The organism is Halomonas campaniensis (genome assembly GCF_002211105.1).
Lineage (GTDB): Bacteria > Pseudomonadota > Gammaproteobacteria > Pseudomonadales > Halomonadaceae > Vreelandella > Vreelandella campaniensis_A.
In genome coordinates, this window is sequence record NZ_JPUA01000013.1 from 21,650 (window position 1) to 45,341 (window position 23,692).

Here is a 23,692-nt window from a genome sequence, read left to right on the forward strand (position 1 = left end):
GGCCTGCGCAAGGTATCTATACCTCTGAACCCCTTACTGACCCGGAGCAGTTTGAAGGCTTGCGCGTTCGTGCGCCGAACATCAACACCCAGCGCTTTGTCGATAATCTGGGCGGTAGCCCCACCGAAACTGAAGAATCCGATATTCCCACGGCATTCAGCACTGGCCGTGTGGATGCCATGATCACCTCAAGCTCTACCGGTAACTCCATGGCGGCGTGGGATTACGTGACGGATTACACCGACGCTAACCTATGGCTGCCCAAAAATATCGTCTTCATTAGCCAACGCAGTTTTGATGCCCTGGATGAAGCGACTCAGGAAGCGCTGATGGAAGCCGCCGCTGAGGCTGAAAAACGTGGTTGGGAGATGAGCCGCGAAGATAACGACGCCAGCCTGGCTGCACTGCAAGAGAACGGTATCTCGGTTTCTGAGCCTAACGAAGCCGTTTCAGCGGCGCTTCAAGCAGCCGGAGATGAGTTGTTTGAAGATTGGCAGTCGCGTGCTGACGACGAAGCCAAACAGGCGCTGGAAAGCTACCGCGAGCAGCGCGACAGCTAAAGGCTGTTGCCATGTCTCTTGCAGCGGGGGTGGTAACGCCTCCGCTGCTTTTCCCGCGTGCTTTTTCCCATGTGCTTCGTGAGGCTGCGAACATGACGTTTAAATTCGACAAGCTTTATCGCCTGGGTGCTTGGGGTGCGGCGGCCTGCATGGTCGCCATTTGTGCGCTGATAGCGCTTCAGGTGACCTTCCGCCTGGTAGACGCCCTGCTGGTGCTCGTTGGCCTGAGCCGCCTGGGCATGAGTATTACCGGCGTTTCGGAAATTGCTTCGTATCTATTGGTGGGGGCGACCTTTCTGGGGCTGGCCTATACCTTTGTGCATCACGCCCATATTCGCGTGACGCTGTTGATTACCCGGCTACCGTCGGCAATCCGTGTGTGGTTTGAAGTGTTTTGCCTCATCATCGCCCTGGCGATCAGCTTAATGCTCAGTTACGGCCTTATTGGGTTGGCGAGGGAGAGCCTGCAATACAACGATGTCTCTTCGGGCTTTGTCTCGATTCCGCTTTGGATACCTCAGCTTGTGCTCGCGACCAGCGTAGGGCTGCTCTGCTTGGCGCTGGCTGAAGCCCTGTTTATGGCGCTACGGATTGCCATCCGTGATCCTGCGAGCTTTCGCGAAGCCACGGCGAATGATGACAGCGAGGTGCTTTAAATGGTGACGTTAACTGTCTCTGTGTCCACATTACGGGAGAGATCCTTGTGCTGCTACTAAGTCTCGCCACTATATTTACCCTCGTGTTGTTGCTGGGTAGCGGGGTATGGATCGCCTTCGCGCTGATCGGTACTGCCTGGGTAGCATTGGAGTTCTTTAGCTCGTTCTCTCCAGCCTCTATTTTAGCTTCCGATTTTTGGGGCGCCAGTTACGGTTGGGATCTCACTGCGCTGCCCATGTTTATCTGGATGGGCGAAATTCTGTTCCGCTCCGGTCTCGCTGACAATATGTTTCGTGGCCTGTCGCCCTGGTTAAACCGTCTGCCGGGACGCTTACTGCATACCAATATTATTGGCAGCGGCATGTTTGCCGCGGTATGCGGCTCTTCGGCTGCCACCTGTGCCACGGTGGGTAAAATGACCCTGCCAGAGCTTGAGCGGCGGGGCTACGACAGCAATATGGCGATTGGCACCTTAGCCAGCGCCTCTACTTTGGGGCTTTTGATACCACCCTCTATTGTGCTCATCGTCTATGGCGTGGTCACCGAGCAGTCGATCTCCCGGCTGTTTATGGCCGGTATTGGCCCAGGGCTGATGATCCTGGCCATGTTTATGAGCTATCTCATCTTGTGGGCATTGCTCAAGGGCAACCGTGAAGGACTTACCGGGGAAGATGAATCCGGTATGAGCTTTGCTGAAAAACTGCGTAATACCTGGTCACTGGTGCCTATTCTGCTATTGATCGGTGGGATTATCTTTTCGATCTATGGCGGGTTGGCGTCGCCCACCGAGGCCGCGGCGGTTGGTGTGGTGCTGTCGATCGTGATTGCGCGCTTTAACGGTCACTTCGATCGCGACATTTTTAAAAGCTCGCTGTTTGCCGCCGTGCGTACTGCCTGCATGATCGCTTTTATTATTGCCGGTGCGTCGTTTTTGACCTCGGCCATGGGCTTTACCCAGGTACCGATGAAGCTGGCGCAGGCAATTGGTGAGATGGGGCTTTCACCCACCATGCTGCTGATTGCGCTGACCTTGCTGCTGCTGGTGATGGGCTGTTTTCTCGACGGTATCTCGCTGATTCTGCTCGTCACCGCGATTATCATGCCGCTGGTGAGCGCCGCCGGCTTCGATCTGATCTGGTTTGGTATTTATCTGGTCGTAGTGGTCGAAATGTCGCAGATTACCCCGCCTGTGGGTTTCAATCTGTTCGTGATTCAAGGGCTCACCGGAAAAGACATATTGACCATTACCAAAGCCACACTGCCGTTCTTTCTATTGATGCTGTTAGCAATTGCTTTAATGCACATCTTCCCGGGTATCGCACTCTATCTACCTGAGGCAATGAACCGGTAAGGCGCTTATATAAGAGAAAGCCCAAACGAAACAAACGCGCTGGCCGAAGTGCTGAATGGCAAGCATGGTCTGGTCAGCGAGTTAAGGTTTGGTACGGGGTTGTTTATTGAGCTTTTTGAAAGAGATGTCTTTGTTGAACCCATCCGGGGCGCTGTACCCTTTGCGTAGCATCGTGAGTGCTTTAGATTGGGCTTCCCTCCGGCTACTGAGTACGAGGGTATGGTTTAGCAAGAGTTGCTGTGCATTTTCAAGCAGCTCTTTAGGATCAATCGCCGCAGGGGTATCTATCCTCAGTGTTTTGGCGATCAATGCCATTTTGGGTTGAACTTCTTGTAGTACGCTTTCAAAGGAGAGAGAGGGTATGTCCGCTGTTGTGCTCAAATCGTATAAGAGGGCGGCAAGATGCTCTTCGGGTGTGCTTGATAGGCAGGCATCCGCCGTGGGGCCGGATAGGCGGACACACATTTCCATCAATCTATCGCCGGTATTATCGCTTGTTCTCGTGCTTCTATAGGGGGCATGACTAAAGCGTATGGTGTTGATCAGCGTAGCCGGGAGCCCCCATTTAGCGGCTAGCCAAGCCCCTATAATAGTGTGGTCACAGCCAAAGTAACGCTGCTCTTCCACAACAAGATGGGCATGTGGAATCGCACTATCGATGTATAGCTCGTCTACTTGTTCAGGGTATGTCGCACTCAGCGCCAATATACCAATATCCTGTAACAGTGCTGCCGTAAACGCACTACCTGCCTGTTGAGGGCACACTTGTTCAGCAAGCTGGCGCGCTATGAGTGCAGACATGATCGATCGCTGCCAAATATGCGCATGCTGCGGCCCTTTGCTGGGGTGCTGAAAAAGATTGAAGCTCAATACCACCGTTAATGTGGCATCTAGCCCTAAACGCTGGATAGCCTCCAGGCACGTTTGTGTCGAATTGGCGGAGCGTGTGTGGTGAACGCTATTGGCGAGCGATATTAAACGAGCGGTTAAGGCTGGGTCATGCTCAATGGTGTCGGCAACATCGTTGATAGTCGCTTTTGAAGATTGCGTTAACCTGAGGATGCGCAGTGCGATTGAGGGAAGCGAAGGTAAGCGCTGGCACTTGAGAAAGTCGCTGATTAGAAAACCAGGCAGTGCTTCCGTTAGCATTACATAGAGTGCTTCATCCTTAGTCGATGTTTTAGTCACGTTATCTCCTGCGCACTTTGTAGCGTCGCCGCCAGCCATCATGAGGTGATGCCCTAATTTTACCATATGCTCAGCGAGTGTTGACGTTGTTATAGTTGGAAAAGCGCGGTTTATGCTTTGTAGGTCGCTGGATATACTTTATGAGGTGAGTGGCAGGTGCCCTAACTGCTCCAGAATTAAAAAAAGTGAGTGCAACAATGCACACAAAGAACGACGCGGCCGATATATTTCGTCAGTTGGCTGAGGGCGTAGGGCACAGTGGAAGCCCTCGCTTCTATGCAACGCTGGTGGAGCGCTTAGCAACGATACTAGGCGTTGATCATGTGTTAGTGGCTGACGTCACTCAACTGCACCAGGCTGAAACGTTGGCCGTCTGGTCCAATGGGGGCTTAATTGGCAATATGACTTATCCGCTGATTGGCACCCCTTGCGAGACCGCGTTGGGGAGCGAGTGTTGCCTCTATGCGCGCGATGTTCAGTCGCACTTTCCTGACGATAAACTGCTTTGTGAACTGGGTGCCGAGAGCTACTTGGGGCGAGCGCTCTATGCGGCGGATGGCGCGCTGATAGGCCTGCTGGCGGTGCTCAAAAACTCGCCCATGCAGTTGGGGGAATTAGCCAATGAAATACTCCACATCGCCGCTGCCCAGGCGGGGGCTGAGCTGGGTAGGCAAAAGGCGGAGCAGGCATTAAGAAAAAGCGAAGAGGTTGCACGGGAAAGCGAGCGACGCTTGGACACTCTGCTCAATCATCTACCGGGTATGGCCTATCGCTGTTTGAATGACCGCAGTTGGACGATGCAACTGGTGAGCCAAGGGGCCGAAACGCTGACGGGTTACCGGCCTGATGAATTGCAGGGTAATCGGTTGATCAGTTTTGCCGCTCTGATTCATCCTGAGGATCAGAATAAGCTCTTTCATGAGGTGCAGTCGGCCATTGCCGATAGGCGCCCTTACCGTGTTACCTATAAACTTCGCCACCGCGACGGCGGCTACCGCTGGATGTGGGAGCAAGGCCAGGCCGTTATAGATGAGGCGGGCGAAATCGTTTGCTTAGAAGGCTTTATCTCTGATGTGACTGACCAACAAGAGTCGCAGCGGGTGCAAAACGCTGTGGTAGAAGTGGCTTCTACGGTCACTACCCAGGTGGGGGACGGTTATTTTCAGCAGTTGATTGCTACCTTGGTGAAAGTGCTGGAAGCTGACGCTGGCTTTATTGCGCTGCTGCATACCTCCCCTCAGGGCGATGATAGCGTCTATGGACAGGCGACGACCGTCAGCATGGTCGTTGACGGCGTGCAGCGAGATAAGCATACCTTTGCGTTGCGAGGCTCATCCTGCGAGCAGGTGGTGCTGGAGCGTGAAGCGGTCATTCATGATGGCCCGCCGCTGATGTTGCCAGGTACATTGTTACCCACAAGGGCATGGATTGGGCGGCGTTTGGATAACGCCAACGGCGAAGCCATTGGCGTAATGATGGTGTTTTACCGCCAGCCACTGACAACGAATGCGTTCGCCACCTCGGTGCTACAGATCCTCTCCACCGGTGCTGCGGCAGAGCTAGAGCGCCGCCGCGACCACCGTCACATGCACCAGCTAGCGTATACCGACGGCACCACCGGTTTACCAAACCGCGTGCGTTTCATGGAGTTGTTAGCGCAGATGTGGAAAGAGGCCCAGCAAGGCGAGCATGGGCTTTCGCTGCTGCTATTGGATATCCGCCGTTTTAAAGAAGTTAATGATCTTCATGGCCATCAGGTGGGGGATCAACTGCTGGTGAAAGTGGCTGAACGTCTAGAGCAGGTTAGCCGCTTATACGGCTCGCTGGCGCGGTTGTCAGGTGATGAGTTTGCCCTGCTGGTGGTTCATCCCGTCCCTAGTGATATAGGCCACCTTGTCGAGCAGCTACGCTTAGCGGTAAAGCCGCCGCTTTATCTGGAACGGCGGGTCTTCCACCTTGATGTCAGCATCGGTTTTGCTCATTACCCTCAGGATGTGGCTGAGGCGGGCGAACTATTTAACGCGGCCAGCATTGCCTTACATCACGCTAAACGTCGTGAAAAAAGTATCTGCCCCTATACCCAAACGATGCGCCATGCGCTGCATCGGCGCCAACGAATGACGGAGCGACTCAACGCCGCTATCAGTGGACATCAGTTAGCGCTCTACTTTCAGCCCCAAGTGGATCTTGCCAGTGGTCGGTTGACCGGCGCAGAAGCCCTGTGCCGTTGGTACGACGCCGAGTGGGGCTGGGTGAGTCCCGGTGAGTTTATTCCCCTGGCCGAAGAGCGCGGCTTGATTCGCGCCCTTGGTGATTGGGTGCTGGAGGAGTCAGCTAGGCAGTTAATGGAGTGGCATAATCAGCCTGGAGGCGGGCTGCCTGGGAGGCTATCGATCAATATTTCCGCCCAACAGTTTGCCGACCCAGAACTCACCAGCCACATTGCGCAACTCACCGCGGGCGTTTCACCGAGTGCTATCGCCCTTGAGCTGACCGAAAGCGATTTTATGCGCGATCCGGATCAGGCCGTTGAGATTACCCACACCATGCGCCAAGCGGGCTATGCTCTCTCTATCGACGATTTCGGCACTGGCTATTCATCGCTTTCCTACCTACGGCGCTTTGCTGCCGACGCACTAAAAATTGATATCTCCTTTGTGCGCGAGATGCTCGATAACCACCATGACCGCACCATTGTTCAGACCATCATTGCCATGGCACAAGCGCTAGAGATGAAAACCGTGGCGGAAGGCGTTGAAACCCGCGACCAAGCGAGTTTGCTTGCTGAAATGGGGTGCAATGAGGCGCAAGGGTACTGGTTTGGTCGCCCGCTACCGGCGGATAAGTTCGCGGCGCAGTGGTTAACGACGTAGCCTTCACTTAGCGTCATCGTCTTGTCATCACCTTTGGCATACCCTACGCGCCGCCAACCCGCGATGAAAGGAGTGCCCCATGCGCCTGGCCCTGTTTGATCTTGACGACACCCTCCTGGATGGAGACTGCAGCGACCGCTGGAATTTATGGATGATAGAGCAAGGTTGGATCAGCGATGCCGAAGCCTTTATGGCGCGGGCGGAGCAAATGCACCAGGCCTATCACGCTGGTAAATTGAAGCTTGAAGAGTACCTAGCCATGACCCTGGCGCCGCTGCGCGGGCGTCGGGTGAGAGATGTGCAAAAAGAGGTGGAGCGCTTCGTCGCTACCCACCTACAGCCGCGTATTTTTGAACAGGCCTGGGCCTGCCTGGAAGCACACCGCCAGGCGGGGGATACCCTGCTGCTGATTTCCGCCTCGTCGCGTCACCTGGTCGAGCCGATTGCCACCACCCTGGGTATTGAACACGTGTTGGCGGTAGAGCTAAGTGTCGAGAACGGTGTCAATGAAGAGGCGCGTTATACCGGCGGCAGCGAAGGGATTTTTTCCTATCGTGGCGGCAAGGTGTTGCGCCTGAAACAGTGGCTGGCCGAGCAGCAGATTACCCCCAGCCACACCACCTTCTACTCGGACTCCCGCAACGACCTTCCGCTACTACAGTATGTGGATTGCCCAGTGGCGGTTAATCCAGACCCGGTACTGGCCGAGGTGGCTAGCGTCGAAGGCTGGCGGCGCTTAGACTGGCGGACGCCTCCAAGTGCTCCGTCGTCTAATGCTCTGCCAGGAAAATCGGGGCATGTCTGATGCCATCAATACACGTCTTCAACAGGGAGAGCGTCCTTGAGCCCAGCCGCGCTTGCTCTGGTGCTGGTCTCGGTATGTATGCACGCCGGTTGGAATGTGTTGGGCAAACGTAATGCGCCGTCGTTAGCCGCTTTTACCCTGGCTTACGGCGCGGGTGGGGCGGTGATGCTGCCGCTGGTGTTGCTTGGGCCGTCGCTCACAGCGTTACCAAGTGCCTTCTGGGGCTGGTTGGCGCTTTCGGGATTATGCCAAATGCTCTACATGGGTGGCTTAGCCTGGGCCTACGCAAGAGGGGACGTTAGCGTACTCTACCCCATCGCCCGGGCACTGCCGGTAGTGTTAGTGCCGCTGGTATCCATTGTGCTCTTGGGCAGCCGCGTGTTGGATCGCTGGGACGGCCTTGGCATGGTGCTGGTGGTAGTGGGTGCCCTCTGCCTGCCGCTTAGCCATCCGCAGGCGCGCAGGATATCCACCTATCTCACGCCTGCCATGGGGTTTGCGCTACTAGCGGCAGCAGGCAACGTTGGCTATTCGCTGATCGACAAACAGGCCCTCGGGCTAATGCAGGGGGCAGGGCACAGCGGGTTAACCGCCGGGGCGGTGTTTATGGTGCTGCAAGCGCTGATGACATTAACCTGGTCAGTACCGCTAATGGCGTTGCTACCGGCGGAGCGCCGTCGCCTGCCTGCGCTTCGCCAGCAAGGGCTTACTATGCTGGTCATTACCGGGCTGATGATGACCTGCACCTATGGTTTGGTATTAATCGCCATGGCGCTTACCGACGAGGTGAGTTATGTGGTAGCGCTGCGCCAGCTCTCCATTCCAGTCGGCGTGCTAATGGGTGTGCTGTGGCTGAAAGAGCCAGCATCCAGGGCGAAAGCCTTAGGCACGCTGGTGATGTTGGCGGGGCTGGTGTTGGTGGCGCTTTAGGTCAGCGATAACTATTTCAGCGCCTGCCAAATCAGATTAAAGCCGACCAAGAACATGGCCAGAATCACTAAACGGTAAAACAGCGTTTCGTTGACCCGGCTTTGCAGCCAGAGGCCGTTGCGCACGCCGATCCAGGCGATGGGCACCAGCAGCAGCGACGCCCAGGCGCTGGTGACGTTGATCTCGCCAAGCCACATATAGGGCGCTAGCTTGATCACGTTGACTACGGCAAAGGTCACCGCACAGGTGGCAATAAAGGTCTCTTTCGATAGTTTGCGCGGCAGTAGATAAACGTTGAGCGGCGGCGCCCCCGCATGGGCCATAAAGCTAGTAAAGCCGCAGACGCTTGCCGCTGGCAATGCCCAGCGGGTGGAGATAGGTTTCTTGGCAACGGGCTTGAGCAACATGTAAGCGGCGAACAGCAGGGTGATAACGCCGAGAGTCAGGCGTAAGCCCTGTTCACTCAAACTGCCAAACAGCAGCGTCCCTACCGTCACGCCGATAAACAGCCCCGGCACAAAGCGCCAGACCTCAGTGGCGTCCTGTTTGCCCCACCATGCTTTCACCGCAAACACGTCCATCACTAGCAACAGTGGTAGCAGCAAGCCCGCTGCCTGGGCGGGGCTGATCGCCAGCGCCATTAGCGGTACCGAGAGCGTACCAAAACCACCCGCAAAGCCACCTTTTGAAACGCCGGTCAGGTAAACGGAAAATGCAATTAACAACCAGGCGATGACGGAGTAGTCGGGGAGCATTGAGGCCTCTGGATACTCAAAAAAGTGAACCACAAAAAAGCCCCGCATCGGCGGGGCTCGTTAGCATAGCATTAGATAAACGTTAGCGGGCGAAGTGTCAATCTATCCAGCGTTCATCAGCCACTCGTGATCGGGGTCGTTGTGAAATTTCCATGCCCGCTTGGGCCCCGCCATTACATTTAAGTAGTAGAGCGAGTAGCCATGGGAGGCGCCTACTGGATGGTAGCCCTTGGGCACCAACACACAGCAGCCGTTTTCCACCGCCATCGTCTCGTCTAGGCTTCGGTCATCGGTGTAAACGCGCTGGAAGGCGAACCCTTGTTCAGGATTAATGCGGTGGTAGTAGGTCTCTTCCAGGTATGATTCGTGGGGTAAGTTATCCACATCGTGTTTATGGGGCGGGTAGCTCGACCAGTTGCCCGCGGGTGTGAATACTTCGACGACCAGCAGGCTATCGGCGGGTTCGGTTTCCGGCAGAATATCGTGTACGTGGCGGGTGTTGGTGCCCTGGCCTCGGGTGCTCTGCTTGATGCTGTCCGGGGCGATCAGCCTTGGGGCGTGATTGCCATGCCCTGGGGCGGCGCACACGGCTAGCTCTAGATCCGTTGTCGCTTCCACCGCGTAGCTAACATGGTCAGGCAGGTAAACCGCATAGGGCGGAATCTGTTCAAAAATATCCATGCGCTGGCCAATATCTTCAAAGCGGTGCTCGCCGCATACCACATTGGCGCGACCGGAGAGCAGCACCAGGCAGACTTCCTGATCATCGCTGCTGGCCTCCAGGCGTTGGCCCTTGGCGAGTTTATGCACCCGAAAGCCAACGTGCGTCCAGCCAGCAGATTCAGGGGTAACGTCAATCACGGTGCCTTGGGCATCTGGGGTGGTGGGGCGTACCAGTAGGGAAGCCATATGTCGCTCCTTCTGATGGCTAGCTGCTCTGTTGGCAGCTAGCCGTTATCGATATGAAGGGTCTACACAGACCCGTTTGCGTCTAATTAGACCTAAGCGTCGAGCAGAATTTTGCGACCTTCCCGCAATGAAAGCTCCGCTGCATCGGCTAAGCGCAACGCCTCTAGGCCATCCTGAGCACCTGCGAGTGGCGCACGTTTCTCTTTCCATGCGGCGACAAAGTCGCCAATTTCAAGTTGGTAGGCTTGGGCGTAGCGCTCCAGGAAGAACCACTTGGGTTTGTCTTCCACTTGGCCTGCTTCACCGGTGAAGCGCAGGCGGGTGTCGCTCTCGTTTTGGGCCTGCAGCATGCCTAGGCTGCCAAAGGCTTCAATACGCTGATCGTAGCCGTAGCAGGCGCGTCGTGAGTTGCTGATTTGGCACAGCTTTCCACTGGCTGTGGTAAGGGTGACCATGGCGGTATCCACATCACCCGCTTCGCCAATCGCTGGGTCGATAATGCTACTGCCAACGGCATAGACGCTTTCGATGGGTTCATCGAGCAGCCAGCGGGCCATGTCCAGATCGTGAATCATCATGTCCCTGAACAGGCCGCCGGACTCAGCCACGTACTCGGCGGGCGGGGGAGAGGGGTCGCGGCTAATAATCGTCAGCGTTTCAAGTGCGCCAATACGCCCTTCGGTAATCGCTTTTTTCAGTGCCGAAAACTGAGGATCGTGGCGACGGTTAAAGCCTAATGCGCAGGTCACCGGGTGTTCGCTAAGTACTTGAAGGGCATCGCGAGTGCGGGCTAGATCCAGGGCGATGGGTTTTTCGCACAGAACCGCCTTACCCGCGCGGGCAGCCCTTTCGAGATACTCCGCGTGAGTGGGCGTGCTTGAAGCAATCAGCACCGCGTCAACGGTGTCATCCTCGAAGATTTCATCTACAGAGGCCGCTCGGCTAGCGTACTGCTTGGCCAGTGTTTCTGCGGCAGGCTGATGAAAATCAGCCACGGCGGCCAGGGTTACGTCCGGGTGTGAATAAATGGCCTGGGCATGCACCTTGCCGATACGTCCAGCGCCGATGAGTGCGAGTTTCATAAGCTCTCCTATTTTGTTTTTGCTGTTGGTTTGCTTGCTTTGGTTGTTTAGGCCTTGCGTTTTTTGTCTTGCCGCACGCCCAGGGCAATCGCCAAGGTCTGGGTCAAGCAGAGCGACGCGGTCAAACTACGGAAACTTTTTACTTCGGCTTCGTTGACCACGAAGACGACATCCGCGAAGCGGGCCAGTGGGCTAAGGTTCGAATCGGTTATCACTACACTAGGTAGACCGCGCTGATGGGCGTCTTCGCAGGCTTTTTGGCTCTCTTCGGCATAGGGAGAAAAGCTAATCGTTAGCAGAGCGTCGTGTTGGCTCATGGCGCGCAGCTGCTCGCCGTACATCCCGCCCAAACCATTGACCAGCAGCGCAGGTTTATCCACATGCGCCAGGGCATAGGTCATGTAGCTGGCGACCATGAAGCTGCGTCTTGCGCCCATCACATGAATCGCATGAGCCTTTTCAAAAATATCCAGCGCCTTCTCCAGGCTCTCTGGATTAATGCGGTTGGGAAGCTGCTCAAGCACGGCACGGTTGGCGTCAGCGAACTCCCATAGTAGCTGGGTGCTATCCGGTGTTTCTCCGGTGGCGCTGCGTACCGCGCGAATCCGCTCGGTGTAGTTAGGCAGCTCATCGACCAGGCGACTGCGAAACAGTTGCTGCATTTCGGAAAAGCCCTTAAAGCCCAAGCTATTGGCCAAGCGAATTAGGGTGGATGGAGTGACATCCGCCTGTTCGGCAATTTTGGCCACAGTCGCCAGAGCAACCTCCTGAGGGTGATCAAGCATAAAACGCGCGGTTTGCTGTAAGCGTTTGCTTAGCGTGGCGTACTCGGCGGTGATCAGTGTTTCCAGCTCGCGGTAGCTTTGTGGGGGCTGCGGCATACAAATTCCTTAGCGTTAACTCATGTACCACTCATTCACTCATCTACGACTGGGCAATAGCACTGAGCAAAGTGGCTGGTTGTTATGCAGTCTAGTTGATTGAAATAAATATTCCATTTATACCAAGGTATGGAATAAATAATTTGCAATAATTGCTATTTGGAATCTATATTTCATAGCGCCAAGGCATTTAATGCCACTTCCCTACCAACAACGATAACGTTATGAGGAATTATTTATGGCACGTCTATCTCAATGGCTTCTAGCCTCTGCCGCCACCACGGCATTAATGGCGGGTGTCGCACAAGCACAAGAACCGGAACAAGAAGCGAGCCGTTTCGTCATGGTGACCCACGGTGTTCCCTCTGACCCTTTCTGGTCAGTGGTGAAAAACGGCGCAGAGGCGGCCGCGGATCTCGTAGGCGCTGAGCTGGAGTACCGTGCACCGTCTACCTTTGATATGGCCAAAATGCAGCAACTTGTAGAGGCAGCGGTAGCCTCTAACCCCGATGGCTTGATCCTCTCTTTTACCGATGAAAATGCTCTGGGCGGCGCTGTCCAAAATGCGGTCGATAACGGCATTCCAGTGATCACTATTAACTCCGGTGGCGACGTGGCGAGGGATTATGGTGCCCGCCTGCACATCGGGCAGAGTGAGTACGAAGCAGGTAAGCAGGCTGCTGAACGCATGCAAGAACTGGGCGTCGAGAAAGGCGTCTGCGTTAACCATGAACAAGGCAACCAGGGACTTGATCAGCGCTGTGATGGCTTTGTCGAGGGTTTTGACGGCAATGCGGAGCAGCTAGCGACGACCTACGACCCCACCAACATTCGCAATGCCATTGTCGCTTACCTCAACGAGAACAGTGATGTGCGTGGTGTGCTGACCTTGGGGGCATTGGCCGCTGAACCGATGATTCAGGCCATGCGTGAGCAGGGAGCTACCGATATGTTCACCCTCGGTACCTTTGATCTTTCACCCGGTATTTTAGAAGCCTTGGATGCGGGGGAGCTGAACTTTGCGATTGACCAACAGCAGTACATGCAGGGCTACTTGCCTGTCATGTTCCTAGATCAGTTCGTCAAGAACGGTCTACTACCCGCAGGGGATGTTGCCACCGGCCCAGGATTTGTCACTCAGGAAAACGCAGCACAGGTCATTGAGCTGAGTAGCCAGGGCATCCGTTGATAACGAGCTAATCGAAAAAGGCTCGGCGCGGTGTCGAGCCTTGGGGGTCGATCGCCATGAATTCTACTGAAACGAAACAATCGGTTGCGCCAGCAACCGCTCCTCAAGATGAGCGTATCCAGAGAGTCTCTTTCTGGAAGAAGGCTCTTAATCGCCCGGAGTTGGGGGCGCTGGCCGGTGCCGTGTTGGTGCTTGCCTTCTTTATCGCTGCTTCCAGCGGCACCGGGATGTTTACCCCAGCGGGTATTATTAATTTTCTTGAAGTCGCCGCTCAGCTCGGCATTATCGCCACGGCGGCTGCATTGCTAATGATCGGCGGCGAATTCGATCTTTCGATTGGTTCGATGATTGGCTTGGCCGGCATCCTGATTGCCATCCCTGCGGTGGAGTATGGCTGGCCACTATGGGCCGCCATTTTATTGGCGTTCGCCTGTGCGGGCCTAGTGGGTTGGATTAACGGTAATCTGGTCAATAAAACGGGGTTGCCGTCATTTATCGTTACCCTGGGCTTCCTGTTCATTCTGCGTGGCCTGGCTATCGGTACTAGCCGGTTGTTGACGGGACGTACTCAGGTGGGGGGAGTGCAGGATCATATCCCCGGAGATTGGTTCGCGGCGCTTTTCACTGGAGAAGTTGCTACCGGACTATTTAGTTGGATGGCGGCAAATGGCTGGATGGCGACCAACTTTGCGGGCAACCCCACGGTCACCGGTATTCCCGTCTCGATTGTCTGGTGGCTGGGCTTAACCGCTGTAGCGACTTGGGTGCTGCTGTGCACGCCTTACGGCAACTGGATCTTTGCCAGCGGTGGTGATGCCAATGCTGCTCGCAATTCGGGCGTCCCCGTCCACCGCGTCAAGATTTCACTGTTCATGTTTACCGCTTTCTCCGCCACCATCTTTGCCTGCATACAGGTGATGGATACTGGTTCGGCGGACACCATTCGTGGCCTGCTAAAAGAGTTGGAAGCCATTATTGCCGTAGTAATTGGCGGCGCTTTGCTGACCGGCGGCTATGGATCTGCCATTGGTGCGGCCCTCGGTGCGCTGATCTTCGGCATGGTGCAAATGGGCATTTTTTACACCGGTGTTAATACGGACTGGTTCCAGGTCTTCCTGGGCGTGATGTTGCTGGTGGCGGTGCTGTTTAACAATTACATGCGCAAAAAGGCGATGGAGGCCAAATAACATGACCACACGTACGCCAATGATTGAAATGCGCAGTGTCAGCAAGCACTTCGGCAGCGTCATCGCCTTAAGCGATATCTCGATGCAGGTCTATTCCGGGGAGGTAATGTGCCTGCTGGGAGATAACGGCGCTGGCAAGTCAACGTTGATTAAAACCCTTTCCGGTGTTCACCAGCCCACCCATGGCGAGATGCTACTGGATGGCAAACCCGCACGTTTCAAATCCCCGGCTTACGCACTGGATGCTGGTATCGCCACTGTGTTCCAGGATCTGGCCATGGTGCCGTTGATGTCGATTACCCGTAACTTTTTTATGGGACGCGAGCCGACGGTGGGCTGGGGGCCTTTAAAGCGGATTGACTGGAAATATGCCGACCGGGTTGCCAAAGAGGAAATGGCTAAAATCGGTATTGATGTACGCGACCCAAGCCAGCCAGTGGGTACGCTTTCTGGTGGGGAGCGCCAGTGTGTGGCGATTGCTCGTGCCGTCTATTTTGGTGCCAAGGTGCTGATTCTTGATGAGCCCACCTCCGCGCTTGGGGTCAAGCAGGCCTCCGTCGTACTGCGCTACATCGCCAAAGCCCGCGCGGACGGGCTTGCGGTCATCTTTATTACCCACAATGTCCACCATGCTTACCCAGTGGCTGATGCGTTCACCCTATTGTCACGCGGCGGCAGTTTAGGCTCCTTCCGCAAAGAAGAAGTCAGCCGCGAAGAAGTGCTCAATATGATGGCGGGTGGTGCTGAGCTTGAAAGCCTGGATGCGGAGCTTGCGGAATTCCAGCGGGACGATAAAGACAAGAAGGCCAGCTTAGCCGAACAAGACACTCAACCTTCGGATGAAACAGACAGCACTGAACCCCCTTCACCGCGAACGGCGAGCGGCTATTAAGGAGCCATGATGAATAAACCTACCCCATCATCCCCGTTCACGCTGGCAGTCTGCGCTGAAATGGTTTTCCGCGATTTACCCGTGTTGGAACGTGTTAAGCGTATTTCTGAACTGGGTTTTCAGGTCGAAATCTGGGACTGGACTAAGCACGACATTGACGCGCTGGCCAATAGCGGGGCGACGTTTTCATCCATGACCGGCTATGTCACCGGCACCCTGGCGGATGCCGCCGGGGCAGATGAACTGCTACGCACCGCCGCTGAGTCGGTTGAGGTAGCCAAGCGCCTTGGCATTCCGCGACTTAACCTGCATGGCACGGGGTTGGATGGTGAAGGTCTTCCCGTGAAACCCTGCCAACAGATGACCGGCGCTATGTGGCTCAAAGCCCGGGACACGCTCAACCGGCTGGCGGATCTCGGCGAGCAGCACGGCGTCACCTTTGTGCTTGAAAACCTCAATACCGACGTTGACCACCCCGGTGTGCCGTTTGCGCGCCTGGAAGATGTGCTTGCTCTGGTGGAGAGTGTTGATCGGCCTAGCTTACGCATCATGTTGGACGTTTATCACGCCCAAATTGGCGAAGGTAATTTGATTGAATTGATTCGCCGCTGCGGGCCGTATATTGGCGAAGTGCAAGTGGCTGATGTGCCGGGGCGCTGCGAGCCGGGAACCGGCGAGATTAACTATCCGGCCATCGCCAAAGCCCTGAACGACATAGGTTATCGCGGCACCGTAGGACTGGAAGGCTGGGCCTCTGGCGACGACGACCTCGCGCTTGACCGATTCCGTGCTGCCTTCTCACTTTAAGCCACGGTTGATAAGCCTTATCGATTGCCAGCCAAGACGCTTTTATGCCCAGTGCCATCCTGTGACTAGTACCACGAATTTGTGACGTGGGGAGACATTTATGCTGAATAACAATAGTCAACACCGACCGCTTGACCTGATTTGTCTTGGACGCGTGGCGGTCGATCTTTACGCCGAGCAGATTGGCAGTCGTTTAGAAGACGTGGCCAGCTTTGCCAAGTACCTAGGCGGGAGCTCGGGCAATATGGCTTACGGTACCGCTCGTCTCGGGTTGAAATCCGCCATGCTCTCGCGGGTCGGCGACGAGCAGATGGGCAACTTCGTGCGCGAAGAGCTGGAGCGGGTGGGGGTAGATACCACCGCACTACAAACCGACCCTGAGCGCCACACCGGCCTGGTTCTGCTGGCGTTAAAAGACCGTGAAAGCTTCCCGCTGCTATTTTACCGCCGCGACTGTGCTGATATGGCCATTGATGCCGACGCCATCGACCCTGAATTTATCGCTCGGGCCAAGGCCCTGGCGATTACCGGCACACATCTTTCTACCGATACTACCCGCCGGGCGTGCCGCAAGGCACTGGACGCTGCCGCCAATAATGGCGTGAAGCGGGTGCTGGATATCGACTACCGTCCCGTGCTGTGGGGGCTGACCAACCCTGGCGATGGCGAAACCCGCTTTATCGCGGATGAAACCGTCACCACCGACCTGCAACGCTGGCTGGCGGATTTTGATCTGATTGTAGGTACCGAAGAGGAGTTTCATATTGCCGGCGGCAGCACGGACACCTTAGCGGCCCTGCGCGCGGTGCGTGAAGTTAGCAAAGCTACCCTGGTATGCAAGCTGGGCCCCATGGGCTGTGTGGTGTTCGAAGGCGCGATTCCTGACCGCATTGAAGACGGCATTTTAGTTAAGGGCGTGCAGGTCGAGGTGCTCAATGTACTGGGCGCCGGGGATGCCTTTATGAGTGGGCTGTTGCGTGGCTGGCTACGCAATGAACCCTGGCAAACCAGCGCCGGTTATGCCAATGCCTGCGGCGCGCTGGTGGTCTCCCGCCACGGCTGTGCCCCGGCCATGCCCACCGAAGATGAGTTATTCGATTACCTGGAACGCCGCGATGAGGTACCCCGTCCGGATATCGATCAGCGCCTCAACCATTTACACCGCGTCACTACCCGAGTGCCCGTTCAGTGGCCCGAAGTATTGGGGTTGGCATTTGACCACCGCCGCCAGCTCACCGATATGGCCCGCGAAGAGTATGCCGACAGCGCGCGGCTGCCAGCACTTAAAAAACTCCTGGTCACCGCCGCCGAAGAGGGTGCCAAACTGGGCGGTATTTCCACGCCCGCGATTCTGGTAGACGACGTGCTGGGTCAAGACGCGCTCAATCAAGCCAGTGGAAAAGGCTGGTGGATTGGTCGACCGGTAGAGCTTCCTGGCTCACGTCCGCTGCGTTTCCAACATGGCGATGATTTAGGTGCCTGCCTGCGCAACTGGCCTAGAGAGCAGATCATTAAGTGTCTGGTGTTCTACCACCCTGACGATGAAATCTCACTGCGCCTGGAGCAGGAGGAGCGTCTGCGTCAGCTCTACCAGGCGGCCTGTGCTTATGGGCTGGAGCTGCTGATTGAAGTCATTCCGCCCGCCGATATGCCCAATGACGACACCACCTTGCCGCGCAGCCTGCAGCGGCTCTATAACCTGGGCATTAACCCAGACTGGTGGAAGCTACCTGCCATGTCAGACGCTGCCTGGCAGGCGGTGGGTGAAACCATTGAGCGGGAAGATACCTACTGCCGTGGGGTCGTACTGCTCGGGCTCGACGCCCCTATGGACGATATGAAGCGCGGCTTTGAAGCAGCGGCCAATCATGCCTGCTGTAAAGGCTTCACCGTTGGCCGCACGCTATTTGCCAGCGCGAGTCGTGACTGGCTAGCCGGGCGTATCGACGACGCCAGCTTGGTAGATCGAGTCGCCCAGAACTATGCCGAACTGATAAAGGCGTGGCGGCAATTAAGGCAGGCGCAGCCGCAAACGCAGGCCCACACGGAGGAGGCGTAAGATGAGTACCATTCGACTCACCATGGCCCAGGCGCTGGTCAAGTACCTCGCCGCACAACGTATAGAGATTGATGGTCAAGAAGTAGCACTGTTTGAAGGCGTGTTTGCGATTTTTGGTCATGGCAATGTGGCCGGAATGGGTGAAGCGCTCTACCACGTGCAAGACACACTGCCGACCTTTCGCGCCCATAACGAACAGTCCATGGCCCACGCGGCGATTGCCTTTGCCAAAGCTAATGGCCGCCAGCGCTTAATGGCGGCGACCAGCTCGATTGGCCCAGGGGCGACTAATATGATCACCGCCGCGGCGCTCGCCCACGCCAACCGACTGCCGATCCTGCTGCTGCCGGGGGATACCTTTGCCACCCGAGAACCCGACCCAGTACTCCAACAGGTGGAGCACTTTGGCGACCCGACCATTAGCGTTAACGACTGTTTTCGCCCGGTGTCGCGCTACTTCGATCGCATTAACCGCCCCGAGCAGCTGCTGACCAGTCTGCCCCAGGCGATTGCCACCCTGCTTGACCCGGAGCATTGCGGCCCTGCGACCCTGGCGCTGCCCCAGGATGTGCAAACCTTTGCCTACGATTACCCAGAGGCCTTTTTTGCCCCCAAGGTGCATCGCATTCGCCGCTCGCCGCCGGATGCTTACGAGCTTCGCCAAGCTATCGCCGCGCTACAGCAGGCCAAGCGCCCGCTGATTATCGCCGGTGGAGGCGTGCATTACGCCGCTGCCTGCGACGCCCTGGCCGAGTTTGCCAAAGCGCGCGGCATCCCGGTGGCTGAAACCCAGGCTGGAAAAGGCGCGTTGGCCGATAGCCACCCTTGCGCAGTGGGTGCCATTGGGGTGACCGGCAGCGCAGCGGCTAACCAATTAGCGGAGCAGGCGGATGTCATTCTGGCGGTGGGTACGCGGTTGCAGGACTTTACCACCGGCTCCCGGGCGCTGTTTGAAGGCAGCGATAAAACGCTGATTTCCCTCAACGTTGGCCGCTTCGACAGCCTGAAGCATCAAGCGCTGCCGCTAAGCTGTGACGCCTTGATCGGGCTGGGCCAACTCGACGCGGCCCTGGGCGAGTGGCGCGGCGGCGATGAATGGCGCGAACAAACCGGAACGCTCAAACGCGAATGGGCCAAAATAGTACACAACGTGACCGCCGATCAAGGGCTGGCGCTGCCCACTGATGCCCAGGTGATCGGCGCCGTCAATCGCCAGGCAGGTAACGATACCACCGTGGTATGCGCCGCCGGTGGCTTGCCCGGCGAGCTGCATAAACTCTGGCAATGCTCGGGCCCCGGCAGCTACCACGTGGAGTATGGCTTCTCCTGCATGGGCTATGAAATAGCAGGCGGGCTGGGCGTCAAGATGGCCAAGCCTGACAACGAGGTAGTGGTGATGGTCGGCGACGGCAGCTACCTGATGCATAACTCAGAGCTGGCGACCTCGGTGATGCTGGGACACAAGCTGATTGTGGTCGTGTTGGATAACCGCGGCTATGGCTGTATCAACCGCCTGCAGCAGGCCACCGGCGGGGCGGGGTTCAACAACCTGCTGGAAGATTGCCGCGCTGTCGAGTCGGGCGCTCCCAAAACCGATTTTGCCGCCCACGCCAAATCCCTGGGCTGTGAGTCTGAATCAGTGAGCGGCATTGCGGGGCTGGAGCAGGCGCTGGTGCGCGCTCGCAGCGCCACCTCGACCTATGTGATTGCACTTGATACCGATCCGCTGCCCAGTACCCAAGAAGGCGGCGCCTGGTGGGAAGTGGCCGTGCCCGAGGTTTCCGAGCGAGAAGCGGTCAATAAAGCCTATCAAGGGTACCGCGAAGCCAAGCAGCGCCAGGCTCGCTAACCACCTTCTTTAACAAACATAATCATAAGGAATACGCTATGCCAACGGTTACTTTAGGCATCAACCCGCTCACCTGGACGAACGACGACTTGCCCAGCCTGGGCGGCGCAACACCGCTGGAAACCTGTTTGAAAGAGGGCCGCGAAGCGGGGTTTAGCGGCTTTGAATTAGGTAACAAGTTTCCCCGCACGCCTGACGCTTTGAGCCAGGTACTTAGCGCCCACGACTTGGCGCTTGTGTCGGGCTGGTACTCCGCACGCTTGCTGGAGCGCACGCCTGAAGAGGAGATTGAAGCCATTCAGGATCACATGAACCTGCTCAAAGAGTGCGGCGCCAAGGTGATGGTGCTGTGCGAAGTCACCCATTGTGTACACGGCGATCAGGAGCGCCCGCTCTCCCAGCGTCCGCATCTATCCGAGCAAGAGTGGCAGCGCCTGCTAAGTGGTCTAGAGGTGGTGGGCAACTACCTAAAATCCCAGGGCATTCAGTTGGTATATCACCACCACCTGGGCACGGTGATCGAAAGCCAGACCGACGTTGAGCGCTTAATGGACAACACCGGCGAAGGCGTGGGGCTGCTGCTTGATTTTGGTCATTTGCGCGGTGCGGGCGGCGACCCGCTCGCCATCGCCAAACGCTACAGCCAGCGTATCCATCATGTGCACTGCAAAGACCTGCGCTTCCCAGTGCTGGATGCGGTACGCAATCGCGACAAAAGCTTTTTAAACGGCGTGTTAGACGGCCTATTTACGGTGCCGGGGGATGGCAATGTGGATTTCCTGCCCGCCTTAACCCACCTGTGCGAACAGGGCTACCAGGGTTGGTTAGTGGTTGAAGCCGAACAAGACCCGGAAGTCGCCCATCCGCTGACTTACGCCCGCCTGGGTTATCGCAACTTACGCCAACTTGCCGAGCAGGCAGGTTTTGATGTTGCTAGCTAAACAGCACCAGCGCCGCCTTTTAATCAGGAGTTTGTATGAAGACGCTATCCCACTATCTTAATGGCCAGCTCTCCGCCGTTCAGAGTCAGCGCACTTCGCCGGTTTATAATCCGGCCACCGGTGAGCAGAGCGCCCAGGTGGCGTTGGCCACCGCCGATGAAACCCGCGAAGCGGTGCGTATCGCCGATGAGGCCTTTGCCGCCTGGTCTAAAACTTCGCCGCTAAAGCGCGCGCGTATTTTGTTTAAATTTAAAGCGCTGGTCGAGGAGCACACTGATGAGCTGGCGCGCCTCATCTCCAGCGAACACGGTAAGGTGTTTTCTGACGCCAAAGGCGAAGTGACCCGGGGCCTGGAAGTGGTCGAGTTTGCCTGCGGCATTCCCCACCTGCAGAAGGGTGAGCACTCCATGAACGTTGGTAGCGGCGTGGATAGTTACTCGATGATGCAGCCGCTGGGCGTGTGCGCCGGTATCTCGCCGTTCAACTTCCCCGCCATGGTGCCCATGTGGATGTTCCCCATCGCCTTGGCCTGCGGCAACACCTTTGTCATGAAACCTTCGGAAAAAGATCCCTCTACGCCGTTGCGCTTAGCCGAGCTGCTTAAAGAAGCGGGCCTGCCGGATGGTGTCTTTAATGTCGTCAATGGTGATAAAGAAGCGGTGGATGTACTGCTTACTGATGAGCGTGTTCAAGCGGTTAGCTTTGTGGGCTCTACCCCAATTGCCGAGTACATCTACGCTACCGCATCAGCCCATGGCAAGCGTGTTCAGGCCCTGGGCGGCGCCAAAAACCATATGGTGATCATGCCCGATGCGGATCTCGACCAAGCCGTAGGTGCCCTGATGGGCGCGGCCTATGGCTCTGCAGGCGAGCGCTGCATGGCAATTTCGGTGGCCGTACCCGTGGGTGAAGAGACCGCCAACCGCCTGCGTGAAAAACTGGTGGCTGAACTGGATAAGCTGACGGTCGGGCCTGGCCTAGTCGATGGCCCAGACAACGATATGGGGCCGTTGATCACCCGCGAGCACCGCGAAAAAGTGGCGGGTTATATCCAAACCGGCGTGGATGAAGGCGCCGAACTAGTGGTTGACGGTCGCCAGACCACGATTGATGGCGCAGGCGATGGCTACTTTATCGGCGGTAGCCTGTTTGACCATGTGACGCCCAGCATGCGTATTCACTCCGAGGAGATCTTTGGCCCGGTGCTGGCCATTGCTCGCGTGGCCAGCTTCGACGAAGCGGTCAGCATGATCAATGCCCACGAGTACGGCAACGGCACGGCGATCTTTACCCGGGATGGCGATGCGGCGCGTCAGTACTGCGAGCAGATCCAGGTCGGCATGGTTGGCGTTAACGTACCAATCCCGGTGCCTATGGCGTTCCACAGCTTCGGCGGCTGGAAGCGCTCGCTGTTTGGCCCGCTGCATATGCACGGCCCCGACGGTGTACGTTTCTACACCCGCATGAAAACCATCACCCAGCGCTGGCCCAGCGGCATTCGTGAAGAGACCAACCACTTCACCATGCCGACCATGTAAACAGGCTACGGGGCACGACACCATTCAACGCCGGGCCCAGCCCAGCGTTACTGTTTTAAAACAGGGATAATCACAATGAAAACCCTCAAAATTGGCCTCATCGGCACCGGTTTTATGGGCAAAGCCCACGCCATTGCCTTTAATGCGGCGCCCAGCGTTTTTGAACTGCCCGCTAAGCCCGTTTGCGAACTGCTGGCGGATGTCGACCTCGCTACTGCAGAGAGCCGGGCGCGGGCCTGGGGATTTGCCCGCGCCACCGACGATTGGCGCGCTTTGGTAGAAGATAGTGAGGTGGACGTGGTGGATATCTGCGCGCCCAACTTCCTGCATAAAGAGATGGCGCTGGCTGCCATTGCCGCTGGCAAGCATGTTTACGCCGAAAAGCCGCTGGCGCTAAGTAGCGCCGATGCCGACGAGATGGTCGCCGCGGCTGAGAAGGCGGGCGTCAAAACCCTGGTGGGCTTTAACTATATTCGCAATTCCGCCACCCAACTGGCCCGCCAGATTGTTGCCAGCGGTGAAATTGGTGAGCTGATTCATTTTCGTGGGCGGCACAACGAGGATTACCTGCTCGACCCGGAAAAGCCTCACGATTGGCATACACAGCGGGCAACGGCAGGTGCCGGTGCGCTGGGCGATGTGGGCTCGCATATTCTCAATATGGCCGAGTTTTTAACCGGGCAGCGCATTGCCGAGGTATGCGGTCAGCTACAAACCGCCATCCCCACTCGGCTCAAGGCCGACGGCAGCGGTATGGCGGCGGTAGAGAACGATGATCAAGCCCAGGCCATGTTGCGGTTTGACCAAGGGTTAATCGGAAATATCGAAACCTCCCGGGTGGCGGCTGGCCGCAAAATGGGCCTGGCCTACACGCTAACGGGCACCAAAGGCGCCATTGTGTTTGATCAGGAGCGCATGAGCGAGCTGCAGCTATATCGCCACGGCGATGCCCCTGGGAGACGTGGTTTCACCACCTTGTTCGCTGGCCCTGAGCACCCTGATTATGCTTCATTTAGCCCTGCCCCAGGACATGGCTTGGGCTATAACGATCAGAAAATTATCGAGGTTAGGGATCTTGTCGAAGGCATCATCAACCACCGCCCTCTCTATCCCGATTTTCGAGAAGCGGCCCGGGTCAATCGACTGATCGATGCCATCGAAAGGTCAGATCAGTCGGGACAGTGGGTGATAGTATAGCCGTTGCTACTGCACTAAGCGCTTGGGTCTTTCTATAAAGGC

General features: G+C 56.7%; 20 protein-coding genes. 15 read left to right on the forward strand and 5 right to left on the reverse strand.

Features of this window, described 5'->3' with window-relative positions:
* The 3 genes from dctP to JI62_RS05700 all read left to right on the forward strand — a co-directional run.
* Positions 1-560 (forward strand): TRAP transporter substrate-binding protein DctP (dctP, locus tag JI62_RS05690; RefSeq protein WP_170938484.1); only part of this gene is annotated, 560 nt, incomplete at its 5' end.
* Between the two features lie 92 nt (positions 561-652).
* A complete protein-coding gene (locus JI62_RS05695; RefSeq protein ID WP_088699262.1) occupies positions 653-1,216 on the forward strand; it encodes a TRAP transporter small permease in 564 nt (187 codons plus the stop codon).
* A 47-nt stretch (positions 1,217-1,263) separates the two neighbouring features.
* Positions 1,264-2,568: a TRAP transporter large permease gene (locus JI62_RS05700; RefSeq protein ID WP_088699231.1), complete on the forward strand. Its 1,305-nt coding sequence runs from the start codon at positions 1,264-1,266 to the stop codon at positions 2,566-2,568.
* A gap of 81 nt (positions 2,569-2,649) precedes the next feature.
* Here the strand turns inward: JI62_RS05700 and JI62_RS05705 are convergent, their stop codons facing one another.
* A complete protein-coding gene (locus JI62_RS05705) occupies positions 2,650-3,756 on the reverse strand; it encodes an HDOD domain-containing protein (RefSeq protein ID WP_240513151.1) in 1,107 nt (368 codons plus the stop codon).
* A 197-nt stretch (positions 3,757-3,953) separates the two neighbouring features.
* On the opposite strand from JI62_RS05705, the gene JI62_RS05710 reads away from it, so the two are divergent.
* The 3 genes from JI62_RS05710 to JI62_RS05720 all read left to right on the forward strand — a co-directional run bounded on the left by JI62_RS05710 (position 3,954) and on the right by JI62_RS05720 (position 8,364).
* Entirely contained in the window at positions 3,954-6,629 is a 2,676-nt protein-coding gene (locus tag JI62_RS05710; protein WP_170938485.1) for a bifunctional diguanylate cyclase/phosphodiesterase, read from the forward strand.
* A 79-nt stretch (positions 6,630-6,708) separates the two neighbouring features.
* On the forward strand, positions 6,709-7,434 hold the full coding sequence (locus tag JI62_RS05715) for an HAD family hydrolase (RefSeq protein ID WP_088699233.1): 726 nt from the start codon (positions 6,709-6,711) through the stop codon (positions 7,432-7,434).
* A gap of 36 nt (positions 7,435-7,470) precedes the next feature.
* A complete protein-coding gene (locus JI62_RS05720) occupies positions 7,471-8,364 on the forward strand; it encodes an EamA family transporter (protein WP_088699234.1) in 894 nt (297 codons plus the stop codon).
* Positions 8,365-8,375: 11 nt separating this feature from the next.
* Here the strand turns inward: JI62_RS05720 and JI62_RS05725 are convergent, their stop codons facing one another.
* The 4 genes from JI62_RS05725 to JI62_RS05740 form a co-directional block, all read right to left on the reverse strand.
* Complete coding sequence (locus JI62_RS05725; RefSeq protein WP_240513152.1) at positions 8,376-9,167, reverse strand: sulfite exporter TauE/SafE family protein; 792 nt, start codon at positions 9,165-9,167, stop codon at positions 8,376-8,378.
* 54 nt (positions 9,168-9,221) lie between these two features.
* Positions 9,222-10,028 carry a 5-deoxy-glucuronate isomerase gene (gene iolB / locus JI62_RS05730; RefSeq protein WP_088699235.1) on the reverse strand — a complete coding sequence of 269 codons (807 nt, stop codon included), beginning with the start codon at positions 10,026-10,028 and terminating at the stop codon, positions 9,222-9,224.
* Positions 10,029-10,120: 92 nt separating this feature from the next.
* The gene (gene iolG / locus JI62_RS05735) at positions 10,121-11,110 is read right to left on the reverse strand and encodes an inositol 2-dehydrogenase (RefSeq protein WP_088699236.1); all 990 of its coding nucleotides are present in this window, start codon (positions 11,108-11,110) and stop codon (positions 10,121-10,123) included.
* A gap of 47 nt (positions 11,111-11,157) precedes the next feature.
* Positions 11,158-11,991 carry a MurR/RpiR family transcriptional regulator gene (locus tag JI62_RS05740; RefSeq protein ID WP_088699237.1) on the reverse strand — a complete coding sequence of 278 codons (834 nt, stop codon included), beginning with the start codon at positions 11,989-11,991 and terminating at the stop codon, positions 11,158-11,160.
* A 238-nt stretch (positions 11,992-12,229) separates the two neighbouring features.
* Between JI62_RS05740 and JI62_RS05745 the strand changes: the two genes are divergently transcribed.
* The 9 genes from JI62_RS05745 to JI62_RS05785 all read left to right on the forward strand — a co-directional run bounded on the left by JI62_RS05745 (position 12,230) and on the right by JI62_RS05785 (position 23,650).
* Positions 12,230-13,180, forward strand: a complete 951-nt coding sequence (locus JI62_RS05745; RefSeq protein WP_088699238.1) for a sugar ABC transporter substrate-binding protein — start codon at positions 12,230-12,232, stop codon at positions 13,178-13,180.
* A gap of 56 nt (positions 13,181-13,236) precedes the next feature.
* Positions 13,237-14,367: an ABC transporter permease gene (locus JI62_RS05750; protein ID WP_088699239.1), complete on the forward strand. Its 1,131-nt coding sequence runs from the start codon at positions 13,237-13,239 to the stop codon at positions 14,365-14,367.
* A gap of 1 nt (position 14,368) precedes the next feature.
* Positions 14,369-15,259 carry an ATP-binding cassette domain-containing protein gene (locus tag JI62_RS05755; RefSeq protein ID WP_088699240.1) on the forward strand — a complete coding sequence of 297 codons (891 nt, stop codon included), beginning with the start codon at positions 14,369-14,371 and terminating at the stop codon, positions 15,257-15,259.
* Between the two features lie 9 nt (positions 15,260-15,268).
* Positions 15,269-16,066: a TIM barrel protein gene (locus JI62_RS05760; protein ID WP_088699241.1), complete on the forward strand. Its 798-nt coding sequence runs from the start codon at positions 15,269-15,271 to the stop codon at positions 16,064-16,066.
* Positions 16,067-16,166: 100 nt separating this feature from the next.
* Entirely contained in the window at positions 16,167-18,125 is a 1,959-nt protein-coding gene (locus JI62_RS05765; protein WP_088699242.1) for a bifunctional 5-dehydro-2-deoxygluconokinase/5-dehydro-2-deoxyphosphogluconate aldolase, read from the forward strand.
* 1 nt (position 18,126) lies between these two features.
* Positions 18,127-19,974, forward strand: coding sequence for a 3D-(3,5/4)-trihydroxycyclohexane-1,2-dione acylhydrolase (decyclizing) (iolD, locus tag JI62_RS05770; protein ID WP_088699243.1), 1,848 nt, complete (start codon positions 18,127-18,129; stop codon positions 19,972-19,974).
* A 38-nt stretch (positions 19,975-20,012) separates the two neighbouring features.
* Positions 20,013-20,915: a myo-inosose-2 dehydratase gene (gene iolE, locus JI62_RS05775; RefSeq protein WP_088699244.1), complete on the forward strand. Its 903-nt coding sequence runs from the start codon at positions 20,013-20,015 to the stop codon at positions 20,913-20,915.
* A 35-nt stretch (positions 20,916-20,950) separates the two neighbouring features.
* Positions 20,951-22,453, forward strand: a complete 1,503-nt coding sequence (locus tag JI62_RS05780) for a CoA-acylating methylmalonate-semialdehyde dehydrogenase (protein WP_088699245.1) — start codon at positions 20,951-20,953, stop codon at positions 22,451-22,453.
* A gap of 75 nt (positions 22,454-22,528) precedes the next feature.
* Complete coding sequence (locus tag JI62_RS05785) at positions 22,529-23,650, forward strand: Gfo/Idh/MocA family protein (RefSeq protein WP_088699246.1); 1,122 nt, start codon at positions 22,529-22,531, stop codon at positions 23,648-23,650.
* Positions 23,651-23,692 lie beyond the last annotated feature (42 nt).